General features: G+C 56.5%; 18 protein-coding genes and 1 riboswitch. Of the genes, 9 read left to right on the top strand and 9 right to left on the bottom strand.

The features are described from left to right. Positions 1–21 precede the first annotated feature (21 nt). Together AC3Y2E_RS05405 and AC3Y2E_RS05400 are read left to right on the top strand one after the other, a co-directional pair. Complete coding sequence (locus AC3Y2E_RS05405; RefSeq protein ID WP_379207946.1) at positions 22–1,209, top strand: glycine C-acetyltransferase; 1,188 nt, start codon at positions 22–24, stop codon at positions 1,207–1,209. A gap of 291 nt (positions 1,210–1,500) precedes the next feature. After that, positions 1,501–2,313 (top strand): class I SAM-dependent methyltransferase, encoded by an 813-nt coding sequence (locus tag AC3Y2E_RS05400; protein WP_379207944.1) that lies wholly within the window; start codon positions 1,501–1,503, stop codon positions 2,311–2,313. A gap of 175 nt (positions 2,314–2,488) precedes the next feature. Here the strand turns inward: AC3Y2E_RS05400 and AC3Y2E_RS05395 are convergent, their stop codons facing one another. After that, the gene (locus AC3Y2E_RS05395) at positions 2,489–3,229 is read right to left on the bottom strand and encodes a hypothetical protein (protein WP_379207942.1); all 741 of its coding nucleotides are present in this window, start codon (positions 3,227–3,229) and stop codon (positions 2,489–2,491) included. A gap of 450 nt (positions 3,230–3,679) precedes the next feature. Here AC3Y2E_RS05395 and AC3Y2E_RS05390 point away from each other — a divergent pair, with 450 nt between their 5' ends. From AC3Y2E_RS05390 to queF, 5 genes are all read left to right on the top strand, one after another. After that, the gene (locus AC3Y2E_RS05390; RefSeq protein ID WP_379207940.1) at positions 3,680–5,779 is read left to right on the top strand and encodes an AMP-binding protein; all 2,100 of its coding nucleotides are present in this window, start codon (positions 3,680–3,682) and stop codon (positions 5,777–5,779) included. Positions 5,780–6,112: 333 nt separating this feature from the next. After that, a riboswitch (PreQ1 riboswitch) is annotated at positions 6,113–6,156 on the top strand. Between the two features lie 133 nt (positions 6,157–6,289). Continuing rightward, positions 6,290–6,958 (top strand): 7-cyano-7-deazaguanine synthase QueC, encoded by a 669-nt coding sequence (queC, locus tag AC3Y2E_RS05385; RefSeq protein WP_379207938.1) that lies wholly within the window; start codon positions 6,290–6,292, stop codon positions 6,956–6,958. Then, the gene (gene queD / locus AC3Y2E_RS05380) at positions 6,955–7,398 is read left to right on the top strand and encodes a 6-carboxytetrahydropterin synthase QueD (RefSeq protein ID WP_379207936.1); all 444 of its coding nucleotides are present in this window, start codon (positions 6,955–6,957) and stop codon (positions 7,396–7,398) included. Before queC ends, queD begins: the two co-directional genes overlap by 4 nt. Next, positions 7,391–8,140, top strand: coding sequence for a 7-carboxy-7-deazaguanine synthase QueE (queE, locus tag AC3Y2E_RS05375; RefSeq protein ID WP_379207934.1), 750 nt, complete (start codon positions 7,391–7,393; stop codon positions 8,138–8,140). Before queD ends, queE begins: the two co-directional genes overlap by 8 nt. 12 nt (positions 8,141–8,152) lie before the next feature. Further along, positions 8,153–8,650, top strand: coding sequence for a preQ(1) synthase (gene queF / locus AC3Y2E_RS05370; RefSeq protein WP_379207932.1), 498 nt, complete (start codon positions 8,153–8,155; stop codon positions 8,648–8,650). Positions 8,651–9,244: 594 nt separating this feature from the next. Here queF and AC3Y2E_RS05365 read toward each other — a convergent pair. Continuing rightward, on the bottom strand, positions 9,245–10,216 hold the full coding sequence (locus AC3Y2E_RS05365) for a Gfo/Idh/MocA family protein (protein WP_379207930.1): 972 nt from the start codon (positions 10,214–10,216) through the stop codon (positions 9,245–9,247). Positions 10,217–10,248: 32 nt separating this feature from the next. Beyond that, complete coding sequence (locus AC3Y2E_RS05360; protein ID WP_379207928.1) at positions 10,249–11,268, bottom strand: Gfo/Idh/MocA family protein; 1,020 nt, start codon at positions 11,266–11,268, stop codon at positions 10,249–10,251. A 293-nt stretch (positions 11,269–11,561) separates the two neighbouring features. Here AC3Y2E_RS05360 and AC3Y2E_RS05355 point away from each other — a divergent pair, with 293 nt between their 5' ends. Then, entirely contained in the window at positions 11,562–12,479 is a 918-nt protein-coding gene (locus AC3Y2E_RS05355) for an AraC family transcriptional regulator (RefSeq protein ID WP_379208314.1), read from the top strand. Between the two features lie 63 nt (positions 12,480–12,542). Here the strand turns inward: AC3Y2E_RS05355 and AC3Y2E_RS05350 are convergent, their stop codons facing one another. From AC3Y2E_RS05350 to AC3Y2E_RS05335, 4 genes are all read right to left on the bottom strand, one after another. Beyond that, complete coding sequence (locus AC3Y2E_RS05350; RefSeq protein ID WP_379207926.1) at positions 12,543–13,121, bottom strand: NUDIX domain-containing protein; 579 nt, start codon at positions 13,119–13,121, stop codon at positions 12,543–12,545. A 220-nt stretch (positions 13,122–13,341) separates the two neighbouring features. Continuing rightward, positions 13,342–14,424, bottom strand: coding sequence for a glycoside hydrolase family 172 protein (locus AC3Y2E_RS05345; protein ID WP_379207923.1), 1,083 nt, complete (start codon positions 14,422–14,424; stop codon positions 13,342–13,344). Between the two features lie 183 nt (positions 14,425–14,607). Continuing rightward, the gene (locus AC3Y2E_RS05340; RefSeq protein WP_379207921.1) at positions 14,608–15,459 is read right to left on the bottom strand and encodes an ABC transporter permease; all 852 of its coding nucleotides are present in this window, start codon (positions 15,457–15,459) and stop codon (positions 14,608–14,610) included. A gap of 28 nt (positions 15,460–15,487) precedes the next feature. Beyond that, complete coding sequence (locus AC3Y2E_RS05335) at positions 15,488–16,681, bottom strand: LLM class flavin-dependent oxidoreductase (RefSeq protein ID WP_379207919.1); 1,194 nt, start codon at positions 16,679–16,681, stop codon at positions 15,488–15,490. A 545-nt stretch (positions 16,682–17,226) separates the two neighbouring features. Between AC3Y2E_RS05335 and AC3Y2E_RS05330 the strand changes: the two genes are divergently transcribed. After that, positions 17,227–18,309 carry an aliphatic sulfonate ABC transporter substrate-binding protein gene (locus AC3Y2E_RS05330; protein WP_379207917.1) on the top strand — a complete coding sequence of 361 codons (1,083 nt, stop codon included), beginning with the start codon at positions 17,227–17,229 and terminating at the stop codon, positions 18,307–18,309. Positions 18,310–18,452: 143 nt separating this feature from the next. On the opposite strand, the gene AC3Y2E_RS05325 is transcribed toward AC3Y2E_RS05330, so the two are convergent. Together AC3Y2E_RS05325 and AC3Y2E_RS05320 are read right to left on the bottom strand one after the other, a co-directional pair. After that, positions 18,453–19,694 carry a Gfo/Idh/MocA family protein gene (locus AC3Y2E_RS05325; protein ID WP_379207915.1) on the bottom strand — a complete coding sequence of 414 codons (1,242 nt, stop codon included), beginning with the start codon at positions 19,692–19,694 and terminating at the stop codon, positions 18,453–18,455. Positions 19,695–19,962: 268 nt separating this feature from the next. Further along, positions 19,963–20,739 (bottom strand): ABC transporter ATP-binding protein, encoded by a 777-nt coding sequence (locus AC3Y2E_RS05320; protein ID WP_379207913.1) that lies wholly within the window; start codon positions 20,737–20,739, stop codon positions 19,963–19,965. Positions 20,740–20,772 lie beyond the last annotated feature (33 nt).

The raw sequence follows: 20,772 nt of genomic DNA, 5'->3' as shown, positions 1-20,772 counted from the left end.
TTACGAGGGGAGATTCTACCTATGCCGACATCGACATTTGATTATTTAAACGAAGAGCTGGAGCGGCTCCGCAAGGAAGGCATGTACCGGCTGCCGACCGTATGGACCAGTGCCTCGGGGCCGTGGATGGAGACGGGCGGACGCAAGCTGCTTCAGCTGTCGTCCAACAATTACTTAGGCTTCACCGGGCATCCCGACATTCAAGCGGCGGCGATCGAAGCGATTAACCGGTATGGCGCAGGAAGCGGATCGGTCCGGACGATTACCGGAACGCTGGACATCCACGACGAGTTGGAGCGCGAGCTCGCCGATTTTAAAGGAACGGAAGCGGCGCTTGTATTCCAGTCGGGCTTTACGACGAACCAGGGCGCTTTGTCCTCCCTGCTCGGTCCGGACGAACTCGTCATCAGTGACGAGCTGAACCATGCCAGCATCATCGACGGCATCCGGCTGACCAAAGCCGCCCGGGCGATTTATCCGCACAAAGATATGGACCGGCTCGAGCAACTGCTGAAGGAAAACGGAGGCCGCAAGCGCACGTTTATCGTGACCGACGGCGTATTCAGCATGGACGGCGATATCGCCCCGCTGCCCGCTATCGTGGAGCTGGCGGAAGCTTACGGCGCCTACGTATACGTGGACGATGCGCATGCGAGCGGCGTGCTCGGCCGTAACGGCAAAGGCTCGACCGACCATTTCAATCTGCATGGGCGCGTTCACGTTCAAGTCGGCACCTTGTCCAAAGCGGTCGGAGTCGTCGGCGGGTACGTGGCCGGAGCCGATGTGCTGAAACGTTACCTCATTCATAAAGGGAGGCCGTTTCTGTTCAGCACCTCGCATCCGCCGGCAGTTGCCGCCGCCTGTCTCGCCGCGATCCGGCTGCTGCGCAAAAGCCAGCCGCTGATCGACCGGCTATGGGACAACGCGACCTTTTTCCGGACGCGCCTGAAGGAGGAAGGCTTCGATACCGGCGGCAGCGAGACGCCGATCATCCCCGTCCTGATCGGCCAGCCGGACAAGACGGCAGACTTCTCGCGGCAACTGATGGAGGAAGGGATCTACGCCCAAGGCATCGTGTACCCGACGGTGGCGATGGACAAAGGCCGCGTTCGCTGTATCGTGACCGCCGCCCATACGAAGGACGACTTGTCGTTTGCGGTGGAGAAGATCGTCGCGGTCGGCAAGCGGACCGGCGTGTTGAAGGGATAGTTTCCGCACCGTGTAAGTTTCGAACGGCATACATGAACATAAGCAGCGGGCGTATAAGGCGCGCCTGATTCCCTTCCCTACCCTGACATACGCTGTCAGGGTAGCTGCTTTTTTGCCCGCTGCTCCGTACGGTGCTGCTGGTTGTTGATTTTTTTACAGGGGCGGTCATATCTGCGAGCTCAAAACAACCCCGGACGGCTGATTGTAGACAGATTGGAATTGTTCAACGAAAAACGGTATAGTATTTGGGGTTAATCGCGCAGGGAGAATGTATATTGGGGAGGCGGCGGCATGGACAACAATTCCGTTCATAAAACAAACGTGATAGGCGCTGGCGAGGTTGGCCGCGCCAGCTCGGTCGACATGGACAAAAATTCGGTTTATACAACCAACAGCTTCTATTGGGATACCCATGGAAACGACTTCTTGGGAGCAATCGTGCTGCCTTTATATGGAGCATTTGTCTCAGAGGAAAAATACCGGCTCTTTGGCGATGTCTCCGGGAAAAAGATGTTGGAGATTGGTTGTGGTAACGGTCAATCTTTGCAATACCAGGGGGAACGCAAGGCGTCTGAACTATGGGCCGTGGATCTGTCGGAAAAACAAATCGAAAAGGCAAAACAGCATTTGGAAGCATGCGGTCTGTCAGCCAAACTGATCTGTTCTCCCATGGAAGAAGAATGCGGCATACCGGTCGATTATTTTGACGTTGTTTATTCGATTTATGCCATAGGCTGGACGACCGACCTTGAAGGCACCTTTTGCCGGATCGCTTCTTACCTTAAAAAAGATGGCGTATTTATTTTCAGCTGGTCTCACCCGATACATAAATGCGTTGTTGCAGAAAATAATAGGCTTACTTTCAAAAAGTGTTATTTCGACGAATCCTGGTATTCGGTTTCTCTGGATGAAGGTGCGCTGACCTTATCGGACCGTAAACTATCCACCTATCTGAATGCGTTGGCAAAAGCGGGATTTGTCATTGAGCAAATGATCGAGGAATCGGATGATGAGATCATGCAAGTACGCGGCGATAACAGCGATTTTGCCAAAAAAGCAAAGATGCTCCCTGTAACGTTTGTAATCAAAGCAAGAAAACTGTAAGTCTTGTCTCACCGCCTTTGCCTCCTCCATTCCACAGCCCATAAGAGTAGTGCAAAAGCTGCGACAGATAGCAAATCGACCACACACTTCATCCTGTATCGTTGTCCCGGGTTTCCGTCCATTTCTGCTTCGGCGGCTTCAAGGCGAGGTTGTTTTTCTATTTCGCGTCCTTTACCTAACGCCTTGATATCCTCCGCTGCCTGCGATAGTTCCACGGTTCGGCTGCAAAAATTGGTGTAAGATTCTCCGTTTTTATCATACGTATATACCATATAGCGCTTGCCTTCTTCAAACGCGAACCCGCAGCTGCCGCCGTTGCTGAAAACGATCGTCCGGGACTGTTCGGTCCCCTTCCAGACCTGATCCACTTCCAATACATTGACGCGTCTGCCGATCGTATGGCGTGCACGGCTCTTACCGCAACCGGAAGTTCCGGGAACGACATCGCGAGCATCACAGCTGCTCCGTCCGATGTTACAGCGTCGTCGAACGAGTAGCCGAACACGAAGTCTCCGACTTGGGGAAAAACTGGATCGCTCTGAAAAGAGGCGCCTTCATCTGTCGATCGGTATACATGCAGCCCAAGCCTCTCTTTCGTACCGCCGCGCTGCACATCCACATACATGTAGACGGTTCCGTCCGGCATCCGCAGAAGCTCCGGATTTTGGTTGATCCATCCGGGAGTCTCGTCAACCGTATACACGGATACGACTTCCTTCTGCACCGGGTCAAAAGTCAGCACCTCCAAGGGAGCGCCCGCTTCAAGCGCATGTTGGGTCCCGTTTTTGTAGGCGATAATGATGTTCCCGTCACCCGATTCGAATATCGAGGGAAAGGCGTAATAACGTTGTGATTCCGCCCCGCTGTCGTTGCCAATCAGCACTTGCTTCTGTTTGTACACCGGTACGTGGTTCATATCCATCCCCCTTGTAAAAGTAGAGTTCCGCCCTATGACCCTTGATCGTGTATTCGGCCTCAAATCCCGCTTCTTTCCAGTCTTTTCGTTACGGATTCGCGGCTCGGCCGCTGCCCCTCCCGGTTCAGCTTAGATAACTCGCGGATAAGTTTTATTATAATTTCACGTTTCTATTTTGCAATTATATTTTATTATATGAAATTATATCTCGTTATAAACTATTAACCTTTTGCATTTCGTTCTCACTCTCCCTGACCTGAATAAGCATATCAGAAGACGCCTCCTCCCGCTTACGCCCATACATTGTTGCGAACATACATTCTCGGTACTACTCGAATCTAGTACTTTCCAATTGGCTAAATTCACGTACAATAAGATTAAGACCAGGTCATAAAAAGACCCAACCTGGAAAGCGGCGCAATCGCCGCTATATTGGAGGAGATGATCACCGTGAAGGTGGCATTCACTTTACTTCGCTTCGTCCTGTTCCGTCTGTTCCGGGTACGATTCCGCGGACTGGAGCAGCTGGATTCCTCGCAACCCGCGCTGCTTCTGCCGAACCACGTCTCGCTTCTGGACGGCGTATTTTTGATGCTCGCTTTGCCACGCGATGTCGTGTTCGTCGTGAATACGCAGATCGCCAAACGGTTCGCCCCGCTGCTGCGGTTTTGCAAGATCGTTACGGTTGATCCGCTCAATCCGTACTCGGTCCGCCATATGATCAAAGTGGTGCAAAAAGGCTCGCCGCTCGTCGTTTTTCCGGAAGGCCGGATTACGACTACGGGCGGACTGATGAAGATGTACGGAGGCGTCGGGTATATCGCCTTGAAAACAGGGGTCCCGATTCACCCTGTCGCAATAAACGGACTGGAACAGTCCAACATGTCGTATCTGAAAGGGTTGGTCAAACGGCGCCTGCTCCCTCCGGTCGCCATCACCGTCGGCAAAGCGTATCGGATCGCTTCCGACCCCGAACGGTCGGTCAAAATCCAAAAGGAGCAGGCTGCCGGGCAAATCGGCCGGCTGCTGCAGCAGGAGCTGTTCGACAGCCGGATGAAGCCGGAAGTGAATCTGTTCGACGAGCTGACAGCGGCGGCCGCAAGGCATGGCAACGGGTTTCCGGCCTGCGAGGACGCCACTCAGCAGCTCAGCTACAAGAAGCTGCTGCTCGCGTCGCATGTGCTGGGGCGCAAGCTGGCCCCCTTGCTGAAGGACGAACCGAACGTAGCGCTTCTGATGCCGAACGCTTGCGGACACGTCGTCGCATTGTTCTCGCTGATCCGGATCGGCAAAACGCCGGCCATCCTGAATTTCTCGAACGGCCCCCAGCAGCTGGCGGAAGCGTGCGAGACCGCGTCGGTCCGGACGGTGCTGACATCGCGCCAATTCGTGGAGAAAGCGAAGCTCCAGCCGCTGATCGAACTGTTCGAGGAACGGTTCACCGTCTTGTACCTTGAGGACGTGAGAAGTACCGTTACGAAGGGCGACAAGCTGCGCGGGCTGGCCGATTACGCATTCCGTGCAAAAGCCGCTCCCGGACCGAACGAGGTCATCCTGTTCACATCGGGCAGCGAAAGCAAGCCGAAGGGTGTCGTGCTTAGCCATCGCAATCTGTTTGCCAACATTCAGCAGGCCCGCTCGGTCATCGACTTTACTTCGAAGGATAAAGTATTTAACGCCATGCCGATGTTTCACTCGTTCGGCTTGACCGCAGGTACGATGCTGCCGCTACTCAGCGGAATAAAGCTGTTTCTGTACCCGAGCCCGCTCCACTACAAAGTGATCCCGGAGCTGGTGTATACGAGCAATTCGACGATCCTGTTCGGCACTTCGACCTTTCTTGCCGCTTACGGCAAAGCCGCGCATCCGTACGATTTCTACTCGCTGCGGTATGTGGTAGCCGGTGCGGAGAAGCTGAAGGACGACGTCCGCCAGCTGTGGTACGACAAATTCGGCATCCGTATCCTCGAGGGCTACGGCACGACCGAAACCGCGCCGGTACTGGCGCTGAATACGCCGATGGCGTTCAAGCGGGGATCGGTCGGACGCCTGCTGCCTGGAATCGAGTGCCTGCTGGAGAAAATTCCGGGCATCGACGGCGGCAACCTGCACGTTCGCGGCCCGAACGTGATGAAAGGATATTTGCTGCACGACCAAGGGTTCGTCCCTTGTCCGGACTGGTACGACTGCGGCGATGTCGTCGATATCGATGCGGACGGTTATGTGACCGTCTTGTCCCGCCGCAAACGGTTCGCCAAAATCGCCGGAGAGATGGTGTCGCTGGGCGCCGTCGAGGAGATGGTCGCTTCTTGCTTCCCCGATCTGGCGGCCGCCGCCGTCAGCGTCCCTGATTCGCGCAAAGGCGAGCGGATCGTGCTGTTCCACACGTCGCCGGATCTGACGATCGGCGCGCTGAAGGAGAAAACCCGGGCGCTTGGCGGCTCGCCGCTGCTGCTTCCGTCCCAGCTCCGGTTCGTCGACAAGCTCCCGGTACTGGGGAGCGGCAAACCCGACTACATGACGCTGAAGCAATGGGCGGAGGCGGAGTAAGACGCGAAGCAGGTCCGTGCCTAGCGGCCTGTGCGGCCGCGAAAAACCTGCAAAGGGCAGTTCCAGACCGACTATCGGCGAACGGGCCGGTCCTGATGATAGGCAAAGACGCTTCCAAAACCGCGGGTATGCGGGGATGGAGGCGTCTGTTTGTTTGCAGGGGATTTCGGGCGTCTCAACCCCTTGCTTCCACGCATGAAGGATGTTCCGCAAGCGAACCGGAACCGCCATCCAAAAGCCCCCTATTCCCTTCCGCACGCTTCTGTGCTATAGTACGTGAGAAAAACTAAAGAAGAATTCCGGTCGGATGTTCTGCCGCAAGCGGCGGGAGCCCCGGGAGAGGTTCGCGAACTCCCTCTATAAAAAACTATCCGGAAACGATGGCCCCGTTCAGGTATCGTCGTTTTTGCGTTCGGTGCGAATCGGCTTGGCCGTGTTCGCGCCGTTTCTTTAGTTCAGGGAAATTTGCACGGATCTCGTTCTTCTCGAATCAGAGAGGGAGATGCCCGAATGAATCAATCGAAAGCCGTCGTCGTATTCAGCGGCGGACAAGACAGTACGACCTGCCTGTTCTGGGCGATGAAGCGGTTCGGCGAAGTGGAAGCCGTCACGTTCGATTACGGCCAGCGGCACAAGCTGGAGGTAGAGGTTGCCGCCGCGATCGCGAAAGAGCAAAACGTCAGACATCATGTGCTCGACATGAGCCTGCTCGGTCAGTTGGCCCCGAATGCGCTGACCCGGGACGATATCGCCATCGAGCAGCAGGAAGGCTCGCTGCCGACCACGTTCGTGGACGGGCGCAATTTGCTGTTCCTATCGTTCGCCGCCATCCTCGCCAAGCAGATCGGAGCGAGGCATATCGTGACCGGCGTGTGCGAAACCGACTTTAGCGGCTATCCGGATTGCCGGGACGTTTTTATCAAATCGCTCGGCGTTACGCTCCATCTGGCCATGGACTATCCGTTTGTAATCGAAACGCCGCTTATGTGGCTGAACAAAGCGCAGACCTGGGAGCTGGCCGACCGGCTCGGCGTCCTGGAGTATGTCAGACAGCGGACGCTGACGTGCTACAACGGCATCGTGGCTGACGGCTGCGGGCAGTGTCCGGCTTGTACGCTGCGCAGAAACGGGTTAAACGAATTTTTGATCAAACAGGGACGGGAGGGTGCCTCCCGATGATGCAGCAAATGTATCCCGCAGCGAATCATTCCTATATGTACGAATTGAATAAAGATATGCAGTTTGCGGCGGCGCACTACATTCCGGCGGATGAAGCCGGACGATGCCGGAGGCTGCACGGCCATACGTATTTCGCGAACATTACAGTAGCCGGAGATACGCTTGATTCGGCCGGCTTCCTGGTCAATTTCTCCAAGTTGAAGCAGCTCATTCACGACAGGTTCGATCATTCCGTGCTGAACGAGGACGCTGAGAGCTTTAGCAGCGACGATTCGAACCGGTTTCCGACGACGGAGGTCGTCGCGCGCACCATTTGCGAGATCGTGCAGCGTTATTTGGACGGGATGGGCAATGGCGTCCGCTGCCTCCAGGTGTACTTGCGGGAAACCCCGACCAGCTACTGCATCTATCGGCCGAAAGCGGTGTCCGCCCATGAATAAAAGCCCGGATAGAACGGATGAACGGCGCATTCCCGTTATTGAAATATTCGGACCTACGGTCCAAGGCGAGGGCAGCGTAATCGGGCGCAAGACGATGTTCGTCCGCACGGCCGGATGCGACTACAGCTGCGCCTGGTGCGACTCAGCCTTTACTTGGGACGGGAGCGGCAAGGCGGATATTCGTCCGATGACTCCTCACGAAATTGGCGAGGAGCTTCGGCGGATCGGCGGCGAAACGTTCGGACATGTGACGATCTCCGGCGGCAATCCCGCCCTGCTGCCTCAGCTCGCCGGGCTGATCAAGCTGCTCCGCGAACGTGGAATCCGTGTGGCGCTGGAGACGCAGGGCAGCAGGTGGCAGGATTGGTTTGGGGACATCGACGATTTGACGATTTCGCCGAAGCCGCCCAGCTCCCGCATGGAGACCGATTGGACGGCGCTGGATGACATCGTCGCCAAATTAACGGAGAAGCGGCGGCTCTTTAGTTTGAAAATCGTTGTATTCGACGACGAGGACTTGCACTATGCGGCGGGTGTGCATGAACGGTATCCGCATATTCCGTTTTATGTGCAGGCGGGCAACGACCGGTTGAAGGAGGACGAGCCGGAAAAGCTCCTCCCGTATTTGCTGGAACGGTACCGCTGGCTGATCGGACGGGTGATGGAACATACCGGGCTCAAGCAAGTTCATGTGCTCCCCCAGCTTCACACCTGGGTATGGGGCAATAAAAAAGGGGTTTGAGGAGGCGTACGCATGGCAGGAAGAACGGAAGACGAACTTCAGGGCATCACGCAGCTCGGCAATCAGGGAACCGACTACCGGTTCGGCTATTCGCCGGATATTTTGGAAGCCTTCGATAACAAAAATCCGGGGCGCGACTATTTCGTCAAATTCAACTGCCCCGAATTTACGAGCCTGTGTCCGATGACCGGCCAGCCGGATTTCGCGACGTTGTACATCTCCTACATCCCGGACCGCCGCATGGTGGAGAGCAAATCGTTAAAGCTGTATTTGTTCAGCTTCCGCAATCACGGCGATTTCCACGAAGATTGCATCAATATCATCATGAACGATCTGATCGCGTTGATGGAACCGAGATATATCGAGGTATGGGGCAAATTCACGCCAAGAGGCGGCATCTCCATCGACCCGTACTGCAACTGGGGACGCCCCGGCACGAAGTATGAGCATATGGCGGAGCATCGGCTGCTGAACCATGACCTGTACCCGGAGAAAGTGGACAATCGGTAAAGGTGGCCGGCGGCGCTCTGGCGGGCGACATCCGGCGGGTGATGTCCGCTGGGTGATGTCCGCTGGGTGATGTCCGCTGGGTGATGTCCGCTAGGTGGCGTTCGTTCCGACACGGAGTGGAGGGTCGTTAAGCGATTACGTAGAGTAATGAGTATGAGCTCCCAGCACGGAGTCGGGGGGACGTTAGAGATAAGAGCTGCCAGCACGTCTTATTTCGGTCACAAACGCAACTTTTGAGGAAATAGAAGTCTTTGGCACCCCTTATTTTGTCGGTTTGGCCAGAAATTGCGAGTAGTCGAGGAAATAAGAGCCTCCAGCATCTCCTATTTCGGTCATGAACGGAGATTTTGGAGTAATACGAGTCTCAAACATCCCTTATTACGCCAAATGTGACTGGACGGGGCTCTGAATCATTAAAAAACAAAGAACCATCCCTCCCGTAACAAACAAACGGGCCGGATGGTTCTTCTATTAGGCGCGCCGCACCGGATACGCGCGGCGCTGCCTGAGCTAAGCCTGCCTTACAGCCCGCTCCTCAGCTTCAGCCGCACGCGGGCGCGTCTCCAGCAGCCTCACCATGATAACGTGGCAGCGTTACAGCGTCACCTTCGAGCCCAACTCCGCAGCGCGATGGGCTGCCAGCGAGAACGCCAGCGTCTGCATGCCGTCCGCGTAGCCGCACAAAATCGGCTTGCGGGAGCCGGTTGCAACGGCCTCGATGAACGCTTTATCCTGCTCGAGGCTCGGATCTTGCGTCGACGTATGCGTCACCTTGTCTTCCTTATCGACGATCGTTAACGTTTTCCCGTTCCCGGTCAAATGAACGAAGAAGTCGGGGCCGAAAAACTTAACCTCCGATCCGCCATGATGCGGCGATACGCACGACTCGGTAATCGTCCCGACCGCACCGTTCTTCAGCGAGAACGTGACGGCGCCGGCGTCCGCAATCGTAGCGTCGGGGAATACGCCCGCAATCGAATTGCTGCCGAACTGGGCGGTCACGTCCCGGTAATCGCCGGCCAGAAACCGCACCATATCGACCTGATGCGTAACGGCGTCGGCCAGATGGCCGCCGGACATGCTCTGCGTTCTCCACCAGAGCGCCGGATGCGTCGTGCCGAAGCGCTGCGCCTGCACGAGATGGATCGTCCGTCCCTGCAAATATTCCTTGGCCTTAAGCACCGTATCATAGTATCGCAAACAGTAACCGACGGAATGAATGATGCCCGATTCGGCAATCGCCTTCTCCTTGCGCTGCACCGTCTCCAGATCAAGCCCGAGCGGTTTTTCCACGAAGACGTGAATCCCTTTTCTCGCCGCCCGCTCCTCCAGATCGTCTCTGGCGAATTGCGGCGTGCAAATAAATACGGCATCGATCTCGTTCGGATTCAGCAGCGAATCGACATCGTCCGCCGCGCGGGCCCCAACCGACTCGGCCGCTTGTACGGCGCTTTCCCGGTTCACGTCATAGATGCTGACGATGGTGGCCTGCTCGATTTTTTGCAGCTTGGTCAAGTGGCTCCGGGCAATGCCGCCCGCGCCGATCATTCCGATTTTTACACTCATGGATTCTCTCCAGCCTTTCCTACCGCATATAGTTATCTTGCCAATGGCAATATGACGCTTTTGCCGGTCTCGATCGACTCGTCGATCGCAAAGCTGACTTCCATCGACTTGTAGGCGTCGGCAAATTCGCATTTCGTAGCCGTATTGTTGCGAACCGCCTGCACGAAATCGTCGATCTCATCGGTGAACGGATGGTGCGAGACGTCTCCGCTGTCCGGCAAAATCGTAGGGATCGTGGCGTAATCGGTTTGTCCGGGCAGCTTGTGCGTGAACAGCTGGTTGTTCATAATCGCCCCCTTCTCGCCGAGCAGATGGACGTTGAACTTGTACGGCGTCTTGCACTCGAGCGACGACGATACTTTGCCGATGCCCCCGTTCTTCAGCTTGAGGATGGCAATCGCGTTCGGGTCGAACTCATACTCTGAATCCGCCCATGTGCGGCAGCCGTAGGCCGTTACCTCGGTAATGTCCCCTGCGAAGAAACGGACGGCGTCGACGGCATGGCAGCCCGCCGACAGCATGCTGCTGCCGCCTTGCGTCTTCGTCTTGCTCCACTTGTACTGCACATATTTCGGACCGACATGATGCCAGTAATCAACCTGCGCCATGTAGACGCGGCCGATCGCATCGTCGTCGATAAGCGATTTCGTGTTCGTAAACGACGGGTTCCATCGGAGCACGAAGCTGACCGCCGTCCGCACCGGATTTTTCTCGATCGCATCCGCCATGCTCCATAAGCCGGCACGGTCCATCGCAAGCGGCTTCTCCAGCACGAGGTGCTTGCCGTAACGGGCGGCGATCACCGCCTGCTCCGGTCTCGAATCCGGCGTGGAGCAGAGCACGACCGCGTCGACGCTCGAATCTTTGACCGCTTCCTCGAAATTGTCGGTCACGCGCGCCTGAATGCCCATAGACGCAAGCTTGGCTTTCGCATGTTCCGTGTTCCGGCTGACCACAGTCGCCACTTCCGCATCAGATCTCGACGAAATCGCTTTCAAATACTCTCCAGCTACCCACCCTGTTCCAACGACAACAAAACGCAGCAATCCCATACGGACTCCTCCTATTAATGGTAGTCGGTTCTATCGAACGATCCGTCAGGCTAGTCTAAGATGCGTCTCTTTTCCCTATTATAGGAAACGAGATGTGAATTTGGAGTGAAACAAATGTTTATATCAAACATTCATATGTTTCTTTTTAACATATTAACACGAATTTCGCCGAGGAACCACGATTTTTTTTCCATTTTATTTGTCAACCCTACCATTTCGCTATAAGATATTATCAGAGATTCATCGATAGTCCCTTGGATTTGTCTCGAAAGGAGAAGAGCCGCTTGAGTTACGTGAAGTTCGAACTGCGCGAGGATTTGGCGGTACGGAGACTGATCACTTTTTTTTACAGGGAGATGCCGAAAGACTACTTCTTCGAAGGAGAGCGGCACGACTTCTGGGAAATCGTGTATGTGGACAAAGGGGAGTGGGACGTTACGGTAGACGGGGCTCCTTTTCATCTGGAGCAGGGCGACCTCGTCTTCTACGGCCCGAACGAATTCCACCGCGGAGGCGCTGCGCTAAAATCGACGCCGAATGTCATCATTCTTACGTTCGAATGCGACAGCCCCGCCATGGACTACTTCGCCGACAGCCGGGTGTTCCGCCTCGACGAGAAGGAGCGGAGCATCTTCTCCAGCCTCGTGAAGGCCGGCCTGGAATCGTTCGATCCGCCGATCGACTCGCCGCGCATGCGCAAGCTGAACCGGCGGGAAGGCGCTCCGTTCGGCAGCGAGCAGTTGATCCGCAACCATCTGGAAAATCTGCTTATTCATCTGATCCGCCGCAAGCAGGTGCCTCCCGCTCCGGAGAAGCTGAAGCCGGTATCGGCCGTGAAGGAAAATAAAGAGCTGGAGATCGCTACGGATATCGTGGAATATATGAAAGCGAACATGTCCGAGGATTTGACGGTCGAGGAGCTGTGCCGGAAATTCCAGATCAGCCGGACGAATCTGAAAACCGCCCTGAAGCAGCAGACGGGACAAGGCGTGCTGGAGACGTTCAACCAGTTGAAGATCGAACGGGCGAAGGTGCTCATCCGCGACGAACGGCACAATTACACGGAAATCGCCGAGATGCTCGGGTACAGCAGCATCCATTATTTCTCGCGGCAGTTTAAGAAAATGACGAACATGACGCCGACCGAATACGCCCGCTCCGTGAAGCTGCGCGCGCTGGACGACCAGTCGGGCTGCTGGGATCTGATATGACGAGCAGGCTGCGCCAATCGTGCCTTCACGATTAATCGCAGCCTGCCGCTTTTACACGCGTTATTAACGGCTTGTCCGCGTCGGTACCTTGAATAGCCCGGCATGACGGAATTGCAGCTCGTTCTCGTCATCTTTCTCCAGCCCACCGGTCTGACCGTTAAAGGCGATATCCGCAAGCCATTTTGTAAAAGGAGCGACGTTCATCCCGGCGATCTCCTCCGGACTGAAAAATCCGGCTCCATCGACCTCGAACTGGTCCGGCACAGGCTCGCCGCTCACGTATTCCATCTCGAAGGCGATGTAGACGTTATGTATATCCCGGGGCTGGTCGCGCACGGCGACGATGCCTACGGTCCGGGCTTCCACGCCCGCCTCCTCCTTCACCTCGCGCTCGATCGTGCTGTGGATCGGCTCGTGCTGTTCGATGTAACCGCCCGGATTGGTCCAGTAGCCTTTGCCCGGTTCCTGCGCCCGGCGGACGAGCAGCATCTTGCCGTCGCGCACGACCAGCGCTCCGACTCCGACGCTATAAGAACCCCAATGCACAAATGAACAATTCGGGCAAGCCTGCCGTTCTTCGCCGTCGATCACTCTTACTTCCAGATTGCTTCCGCAGCTGGCGCAATACTTTACCATGGTCATAACTGGTCCATTCCCCTTCTCCTGCACCTGTATAGGGCGGTATCGTGCAGTCGGCGATAGCGGTCCGCCTGCGTATTCATGTTCTACTCTACTACACGATCCGCCGGATGCCTAGATACAAAATGTTTGATTGAAACATGCAAAAACGCCAGGCTCCCGTACGCCTGACGCTTTACCGATACTTGATGGCCTGGACGGCACGCCGCCCGCGCTCTAACCTTTATATCACTTCCAGCTCATCCTTCGAAGGCAGCGGTTCCCATGGGACGTGAGGCTCCGCCTGGTACCAGTAAGCCGTCGAGGCAATATCGTCCTGCAGCGGCAAATACCGGCCCTCCGACCGCCAGCCCAGCGCCTGAATCGTGACCCGCAGCTCCTCCTCGAACCGGATCGGGTCCATCACATGCCAGCGGTACATGCCGAACCGCTGCTGGCTGCGGTACAAGCCGTCCGGCTTGACGACCTGGTGCATGCCGAGAAAAGGAGTCGAATACGTGCCGTATTCGCCCTTGGGCTGTTCCCAGTTCCACGCGCCGCCGAAATAATCCTCCGTCCCCGTGCCGCAGATCGTCGGGAAATCGGTATCGCCGTCCATATAAAACTTGATCTCCCCTTCGCCGAACCATCCGTTGTTGTTCGACTGCCAGGCGAGATACGTACCGACGTAATGCCCGTGCCCGCGCACGCCGTCCAGCAGCGTATGAACGTCTTTATAGGGAAGCGGGTTGCTGCGGCGCCACCGGGCATGGAAATACGCGGCATCGTCCGGCACCTCGGTCAACGTATAGTCAATCTGGAAATAGAGCACCTGCTCCTTGTCGCTTCGATTCTCCATCGTGATCGTCGCCGACTTGCGGAACGGCATCTCCCAGTAACAATTCATTCCTCCCGCCGGATTAACCGCCACTGGCAGCGAATTGACGTTGCTGCGCTCGCACCAGCCGTTGCAGAAAAAGTCGCCGACCGGCGCTTCCACCGAAGGCTGCTCCTCCCCGTCCCAATACATGCGCAAGATCATCGACCGCCAAGCCGCCGGGAAGCAGGTCATCCATATATGCTGGATCGCGCCGGGTTCCCGGATATCCGCCAGCGTGAAGGTCGAACCGGCCGGGATGCGGATCGAAGGCGACACTTTCCACCCTAACCCCAGATCCCGGGCGGCCTCCTTCCCGGTTCCTTCCGTCGCCATGCCGGCTTTTCCTTTTTCGCCTGTACCATTCTCCGCGCTGATCGATCTTGTCTTCGCCTTCGACAACCTGGGCAGTTGTCCAAGTCCCATTCCCAGTCCGTGAAACGGCTGCATCCGGTTTTCCTCCTCCGCTATTTCGCGAGTATTCGTCCACTTCCACTGTACCGGATTTGGCGAGGTTTGGATTTAGCCCGGATTGGCGATTAGTTAACCGAAATTGCTTTTTTTCAAACGGCCGTTCCGTGTCATTCAGCGCCGCCGCTCGTAACGTTCCGGTTCTGGCCGAAAGCCGGATTGTCAGCCTGTGTAGCTGTCTCTCCAGCGCAGCAGCTTTTTCTCCAAATACCGGACGAGCGAGTCGGTCGCCTTGCCGACTACGGCGAAGATCAGAATGCCGACGAACACGATCGAGGTTTGCGAAAATTGCCTTGCATCCATGATCAGATAACCGATCCCTTCGCTAGAGCCCATCAGCTCCGCCACCACGAGACCAAGCCAGGCGACGCCGAGCGACAATCGCACCCCCAGCAAAATATTCGGAAGCGCGGCCGGCAGCACGAGACGGGTAATCTGCTTCCAGCGGCTGAACTCCAGCACTCTCGCGACGTCGAACAGCTTGGAGTCGACGCTGCGGATGCCGAGAAACGTATTAACGTACAGCGGGAAAAAAGCGCCTTTGGCGATCAGCAGCACTTTGGAAAACTCGCCAAAGCCAAACCACAATATAAACAGCGGCGTGACAGCCAGATGCGGGATCGTGCGCAGCATCTGCAGCGACGGGTCCAGCGTCTCCTCCGCCTTGACGGAGAAGCCGACGGCGAGTCCGGCCAGCAGACCGAGCGTCCCGCCCAGCACGAAGCCGATTCCGGCGCGCATAAGACTGATTTCCAGATGCGTAAACAGTTCGCCCGTCCGGAGCAATTCCCAGAACGACACGAAGATGGCCGAAGGGGCAGGGAGGATCGTCGGGGATACGAACCCCGCCCAGCCGGCGGCTTGCCAGACGGCGAGCACAAGCAGCGGAAACACCAGTCCGGCCAGCACCTTTCGTCCGTGTGCCGCCGCATATCCGCTCCTGCCCGCTCGCGCCCGGGCCGGCTTCGACGGCGCGACTGCCGGACTTCGGAGCGCTTCCGCCCGGTTGCTCATAAGCATCACTCCTCATCTAGTAGGCCGTTCAGGCCGATTCGACGGATACGTCCGTCCCGTTTCTTTCCGCCAGCTTCCGCTTGACGAGCGGCAGCAGCAGCCGTCCGGTAATATCGGCCTCCTCCAGATTCGGAAATCCCGACAAAATAAAGGACGAGATGCCGAGATCGGCATATTCCAGCAGCCGCTCGGATACCTGCTCCGGGTTGCCCACCAGCAGCATCGAGCCTCCGCCGCGGACGAGCGACAGTCCCGCCCACAAGTTCGGACCGACCAGATAGCCGCTGTCTTTGGAGCTTTCGCGAAGCTCGTTTTGCCGCTTCTGATTCGTCGCATCCGTCTGGCTGAACCGCACGTTCGACTGCTCGAGCGCCTCTCGGTCGATCTTGCTGATAATATCCCACGCTTCTTTCCACGCCTCCTCCTCCGTCTCGCGAACGAGTACTTGGGCCCGCAGGCCGTACCGCAGCTCCCGGTCGATTCCCTTCTCAAGCTTCAACTGCTCCCGGATCTGCTCAAGCTCGCCGATCTGCTGTCTGATCCAATCAAGCGGCTCCGCCCACATCAGATAGACGTCGGCCGTCTCCGCCGCGGTCCGTTTGCCTGCCGGCGAGCTGCCGCCGAAATATAGCGGCGGGTGAGGCTGCTGCACCGGAGGCGGGTAGCTGGCCGCTCCTTCGACCTCGTAATATTTGCCTTTGAAATGAACGGGCTCAACGCCCTTATACACTTGATTCCCTGCCAGAAAACGGGGCTTGCTCTTGTAGGAATTCGCCCAGACGCTCTTCACGATATGCAAAAACTCGAGCGTCCGGTCATACCGCTCGTCATGCGCATGGGCGAGCGGATCGCCCGTAGCCGTCAAGTCGTGCGGCGAACCGCCGGTGACGACGTTGATCAGCGCGCGGCCGCCGGATATCGCATCAAGCGAAGCGGCCATCCGGGCAGCGAGCACGGGAGCGATCAGACCCGGGCGCATCGCGACGAGCGGCTTCAGGATCGACGTGTGGGAAGCGATCGTGGAGCCGACGATCCAGGCGTCGATGCACGAGCCTCCCGTAGGAATGAGGGCGAACGTGAAGCCGGCCTTCTCGGCCGTTTGCGCCACCTGGATCATATATTCGGACGTCGACTCCCTCTCCGGCTCCACGCCGATATATTTGCCGTCTCCAGTCGTCGGAATAAACCAGCCGAACTCTACTTGATCGTCTCTTTTGCTCATGCGATTACACTCCTTTTATGGATGGATACAATCAGACGGACAACCTGTGCAACAAATCTATGCAACTACGCAGCTCAGCGCCGCGGCCGTTCCCCGCTCCTGCCGGGGAAGCCCCGTTATTTACAGGAAGCGGGTTTGGTCCAATACCCGACACAACAAAAAAGAGACGCCGCTTCTGTTAATAGAAACGCGTCTCCGACTGACCGGTTGACACCGTAATTCCTATATACCACTCCATTCGGAAACAGCTGCTTGTCAAAACATCACTCCCTCCGCGAGTCCATATTCGTGTATCCCCATGTATTTAGTGTGATTTGAAGTCATGTTATCACCGCCTATTCTCGCTGTCAACCGTTACCGCCTGAATTATTTTTTTCCGTCAAAGCATTGACACCTCCCGAGGTTGTTGGTATGATTCAAATCAAATTAATCTCATAGATTTAGTATGAATTAGTTCCACCGGATAGCCGGAGACCGACGTATCGATACGTTGCGTCTCCTTTTTGTTTTTCATTCCCGTTCGATAGAGAGGAGTTTGAACAAGTATGTTTACGCATTTCAGTAAGAACCGTTCGTTTCCGCTTCGGTTCGCAGCAGGGTTATCGCTGATCGTAATGACCGTGGGGCTCGCGGCTTGCGCCGGAGCAGGCAGCGGAGGCGGCGGCTCCCAGACGCAGGCCGACGGCAGCTCCGCCTCCCCCGCTTCGGCCGGAGCGCCGCGCGGCGAGAAAGTGACGATCAACATCGGCGTACAAGGCAAAACCGGAATTTTTCCGTATGCGAGGGAGAAGAAGCATTTTGAGAAAGCTTTTGCCGAGGTCGGGGTCGAGGTGAAATGGAACGAGTTCGCCAGCGGTCCTCCCCACTTCGAGGCGCTGGCTGCCGGACGGCTCGACTTTGGCGCTACAGGAGGCACCCCGCTAATTTCCGGACAAGTTGGCGGTGTCGACTTTCGAGCGATAGCGGTTACGTCGGACGGCAAAAAAGGAAACTCGATCATCGTACCCAAAAACAGTCCGATCAACCAGCTCAGCGATCTGAAAGGTAAAAAAATCGCCGTAGCCAAAGGCAGCAGCGCTTACAACTTCCTGTATATGGCGGTCGACAAAGCCGGACTGAAGGGCGGAGACATTAAAGAAATTCAACTGCAGCCCGATGAAGCCCGGCCGGCATTCGATACCGGCGCCGTGGACGCCTGGTCGATCTGGGAACCATATGCGACGACCGCCGTCTTCCAGACCGGAGCCCGGGTGCTTGCGACCGGCGAGCGATTAAATATTAACGCTCCCAGTTTTTTAGTCGCCCGAACGAAATTTACGAAAGATCATCCCGACTTGACCGTCCGGTTTCTCCAAGCATATGAAGAGATCCGAAGCTACTACGCCAGCCATCTGGAGGAAGTGGCGGACGATCTCGTGAAGTCGCAAAAGCTGGAGAGGGACATTATTATCCAAGTGCTGAAAAATTCGGAGCCGATCACCTCACCGGTCACCCCCGAATTTGCCAAGGCGCATCAGGAGCAGGCCGACTTTCTGTATGCGGTCGGAGCGATCAGCAAAAAGCTGGACACATCGCTCGTGCTCGACAACCGGTTTGTCGAGCAGGCGCTTCAGAACAAGCCCAAATAATCGCCTTGCCGATTACCCGGACCTTCGCCGGCTATGTGCCGGTTAGCGCGGAAGCTCCCGGCTTCCAAAAGCAAAGGCTGCACCTCCTGCCGCTCACAGCGGCTTCGGGTACAGCCTTTCGTTATTAGAGAAAAGAAGTCCGATCAGTCGTTAAACAACGACTCGTCTACTTGATCCAGCCTATATTTGCCCACCGGACCCGGCGCGCGGTTGATCCATTTGCCCTTCGTAAAGTCGGGGATGCAAACCGGGGCGCTGCCGAGCGCAATCGAATCTTCGGAAAGCACGGTAATTGCCATCCACACCGCCGTGTCGTAGACGTCGATCGGCGTGTCCGTTCCATTTTTGACGCTTTCGGCGAAGGCGCGCAGCACGAGATGGTCCATGCCGCCATGGCCGCCTTTCACCCCGTCGCGCAAAAACTGCTTCCAGATCGGATGCTCGTATTCCTCGCGGTAGCCATCGAACGATTCCCACTTGTGGTGCGGACTTCTGCCCTCGATATGAATCGAGTTGTTGTCCTCCGTCCACAGCCCTTTCGTCCCTTGCACCCGGCCCGCCCGGGAATACGGACGCGGCAGCGTCGTATCGTGAATGACCGAGATCGTTTCGCCGCCGGCGCATTTGATCATCGTCGTGACGATATCGCCTTGGGCGAACTCCGTTTTAGCAAGCGGATCGTTTTCTCCGAACTTGTCCGTCGCCCACTGGCGGATGCCGCGCGCTTTCGAAGACATCGAGGTCAAGGTCATCAGACGGTTGCCGCGGTTAATATTCAACACTTTGGACACCGGGCCGAGTCCGTGGATCGGATACAGCTCTCCGTTACGGTGCAGGTAGTTGCGGTAGCGGTTATGGCGGTTCTGTTCGCCGAGCGCCACCTCGTCGCGCAGGTCATGCTCGTAGCCGCACTGGCAATGAATCAGCTCGCCGAACAGTCCTTGCTTGACCATGTTAAGAACAGCCAGCTCTTCCCGGCCGTAGCAGCAGTTTTCCAGCAGCATGCATGGCATCCCGGTCTGTTCAGAAGTCCGGACCAGCTCCCAGCACTCTTCGAGCGAAGCGGCTCCGCCGACCTCGATCCCCGCGTATTTGCCGGCTTTCATAGCCGCGATTGCGATCTCGGCATGGGTAATCCAGGTTGTGGCGATAATAACGCCTTGTATGTCGTCACGGGCAAGCAACTGCTTGTAGTCCGAATAACCTTCCGCCTTCGGTCTTCCCGTTTCCGCTACGATGTCCAGAGCCTTCTGCAGACGGTCCTCGTAAGGGTCGCAGACGGCCGGTATTTCCACATCGTCCATAACCAGAAGGTTTTTGAGCAAACCTCTTCCTCTTCCACCAAGTCCAATTACTCCCAATTTCACCTTTGACTGTGTTTGCATAAGCGATCCCTTCCTTTCAGGGCTAGTTTATAAAACGACAAAATCACACACATTCAATCTTACCCGAAACCATATGATCGATCAATGCTCAAAAACAAACATTTTGCACCAAGGAAACGGTCGTCTCTTTGACTAGCTTACGAATCCACCGAAAATAAAAGCCCTGCCGGTTATTTAAATACGGCAAGGCTTCTATTCCAACTCCTGTTTTTCAGACCGGACGCCGCTTCTTTCGCCACGCCGCATCGGCTCGGGGCTTCCGGATGCTTCAAATTCCCGCGCTTTCCACAAGCTCCAGCTCGTCGAGCTTTTCGAATTCGTTCAGGACGAGATAACGCATCTCTTGAAACGATACGCTCGACTTTTTGCGCGGATAGCTCAGATCGATCGGAATGATCTTGCGAATCTCGCCCGGGCGCGGCTTCAGGATCACGACCCGGTTGCCGAGAAACACCGCCTCGTCGATATCGTGGGTGACGAACACCATCGCCGTCCGGTTCTGCTGCCAGATGTCGAGCAGCGCCTCCTGCATATGCGCCCTCGTGAAAGCGTCCAGCGCGCCGAACGGCTCGTCAAGCAGCAAAATTCGCGGCTTGCGCGCAAGCGCTCTGGCGATCGCCACCCGCTGGGCCATCCCGCCGGATAATTCGCGCGGATACGACTTCTGGAACCCTTCGAGACGGACGAGTCCGATCAGCCGATCGACCTCGGAACGGACCTCGGGCCGGCCCAGCGGCAGATCGGCGGCAATATTTTTCTCCACCGTAAGCCAGGGAAACAGCCGCGGCTCCTGAAAAATAAAACCTTTGTCGATCCCGGGCCCCTCTACCTGCCTCCCCCCGAGACGGACATCGCCCTCGTAGCGGGTATCGAGACCTGCGATGATTTTCAGCAGCGTGCTTTTGCCGCAGCCGCTCGGCCCGATGACCGTAACCAGCTCGCCTTCCTTTATATTCAGATGAATGTTGTGCAGCGCGTGTACGTTTCCGTTCCTCGACTCGAATATTTTGTGCAATTGGTGAATTTCCAGCAGCGTTTCGCTCATCGGTCTTTTCTCCTCTCTTCCTTGTATGGTTCT

This window comes from Paenibacillus sp. MAH-35, assembly GCF_058135425.1.
The sequence above is the reverse complement of the archived record's forward strand: the minus strand, read 5'-3'. Positions and strand labels throughout refer to the sequence as shown.

What these genes read in the sequence shown, in the direction of transcription:
- queC (WP_379207938.1), top strand. Translation starts at nt 6,290, where the DNA reads ATGAATCAATCGAAAGCCGTCGTCGTATTCAGCGGCGGACAAGACAGT.
- AC3Y2E_RS05320 (WP_379207913.1), bottom strand. Translation starts at nt 20,739, where the DNA reads ATGAGCGAAACGCTGCTGGAAATTCACCAATTGCACAAAATATTCGAG.
- AC3Y2E_RS05405 (WP_379207946.1), top strand. Translation starts at nt 22, where the DNA reads ATGCCGACATCGACATTTGATTATTTAAACGAAGAGCTGGAGCGGCTC.
- queF (WP_379207932.1), top strand. Translation starts at nt 8,153, where the DNA reads ATGGCAGGAAGAACGGAAGACGAACTTCAGGGCATCACGCAGCTCGGC.
- AC3Y2E_RS05345 (WP_379207923.1), bottom strand. Translation starts at nt 14,424, where the DNA reads ATGCAGCCGTTTCACGGACTGGGAATGGGACTTGGACAACTGCCCAGG.
- AC3Y2E_RS05335 (WP_379207919.1), bottom strand. Translation starts at nt 16,681, where the DNA reads ATGAGCAAAAGAGACGATCAAGTAGAGTTCGGCTGGTTTATTCCGACG.
- queD (WP_379207936.1), top strand. Translation starts at nt 6,955, where the DNA reads ATGATGCAGCAAATGTATCCCGCAGCGAATCATTCCTATATGTACGAA.
- AC3Y2E_RS05350 (WP_379207926.1), bottom strand. Translation starts at nt 13,121, where the DNA reads ATGACCATGGTAAAGTATTGCGCCAGCTGCGGAAGCAATCTGGAAGTA.
- queE (WP_379207934.1), top strand. Translation starts at nt 7,391, where the DNA reads ATGAATAAAAGCCCGGATAGAACGGATGAACGGCGCATTCCCGTTATT.
- AC3Y2E_RS05365 (WP_379207930.1), bottom strand. Translation starts at nt 10,216, where the DNA reads ATGAGTGTAAAAATCGGAATGATCGGCGCGGGCGGCATTGCCCGGAGC.
- AC3Y2E_RS05360 (WP_379207928.1), bottom strand. Translation starts at nt 11,268, where the DNA reads ATGGGATTGCTGCGTTTTGTTGTCGTTGGAACAGGGTGGGTAGCTGGA.
- AC3Y2E_RS05400 (WP_379207944.1), top strand. Translation starts at nt 1,501, where the DNA reads ATGGACAACAATTCCGTTCATAAAACAAACGTGATAGGCGCTGGCGAG.
- AC3Y2E_RS05325 (WP_379207915.1), bottom strand. Translation starts at nt 19,694, where the DNA reads ATGCAAACACAGTCAAAGGTGAAATTGGGAGTAATTGGACTTGGTGGA.
- AC3Y2E_RS05330 (WP_379207917.1), top strand. Translation starts at nt 17,227, where the DNA reads ATGTTTACGCATTTCAGTAAGAACCGTTCGTTTCCGCTTCGGTTCGCA.
- AC3Y2E_RS05395 (WP_379207942.1), bottom strand. Translation starts at nt 3,229, where the DNA reads ATGAACCACGTACCGGTGTACAAACAGAAGCAAGTGCTGATTGGCAAC.
- AC3Y2E_RS05340 (WP_379207921.1), bottom strand. Translation starts at nt 15,459, where the DNA reads ATGAGCAACCGGGCGGAAGCGCTCCGAAGTCCGGCAGTCGCGCCGTCG.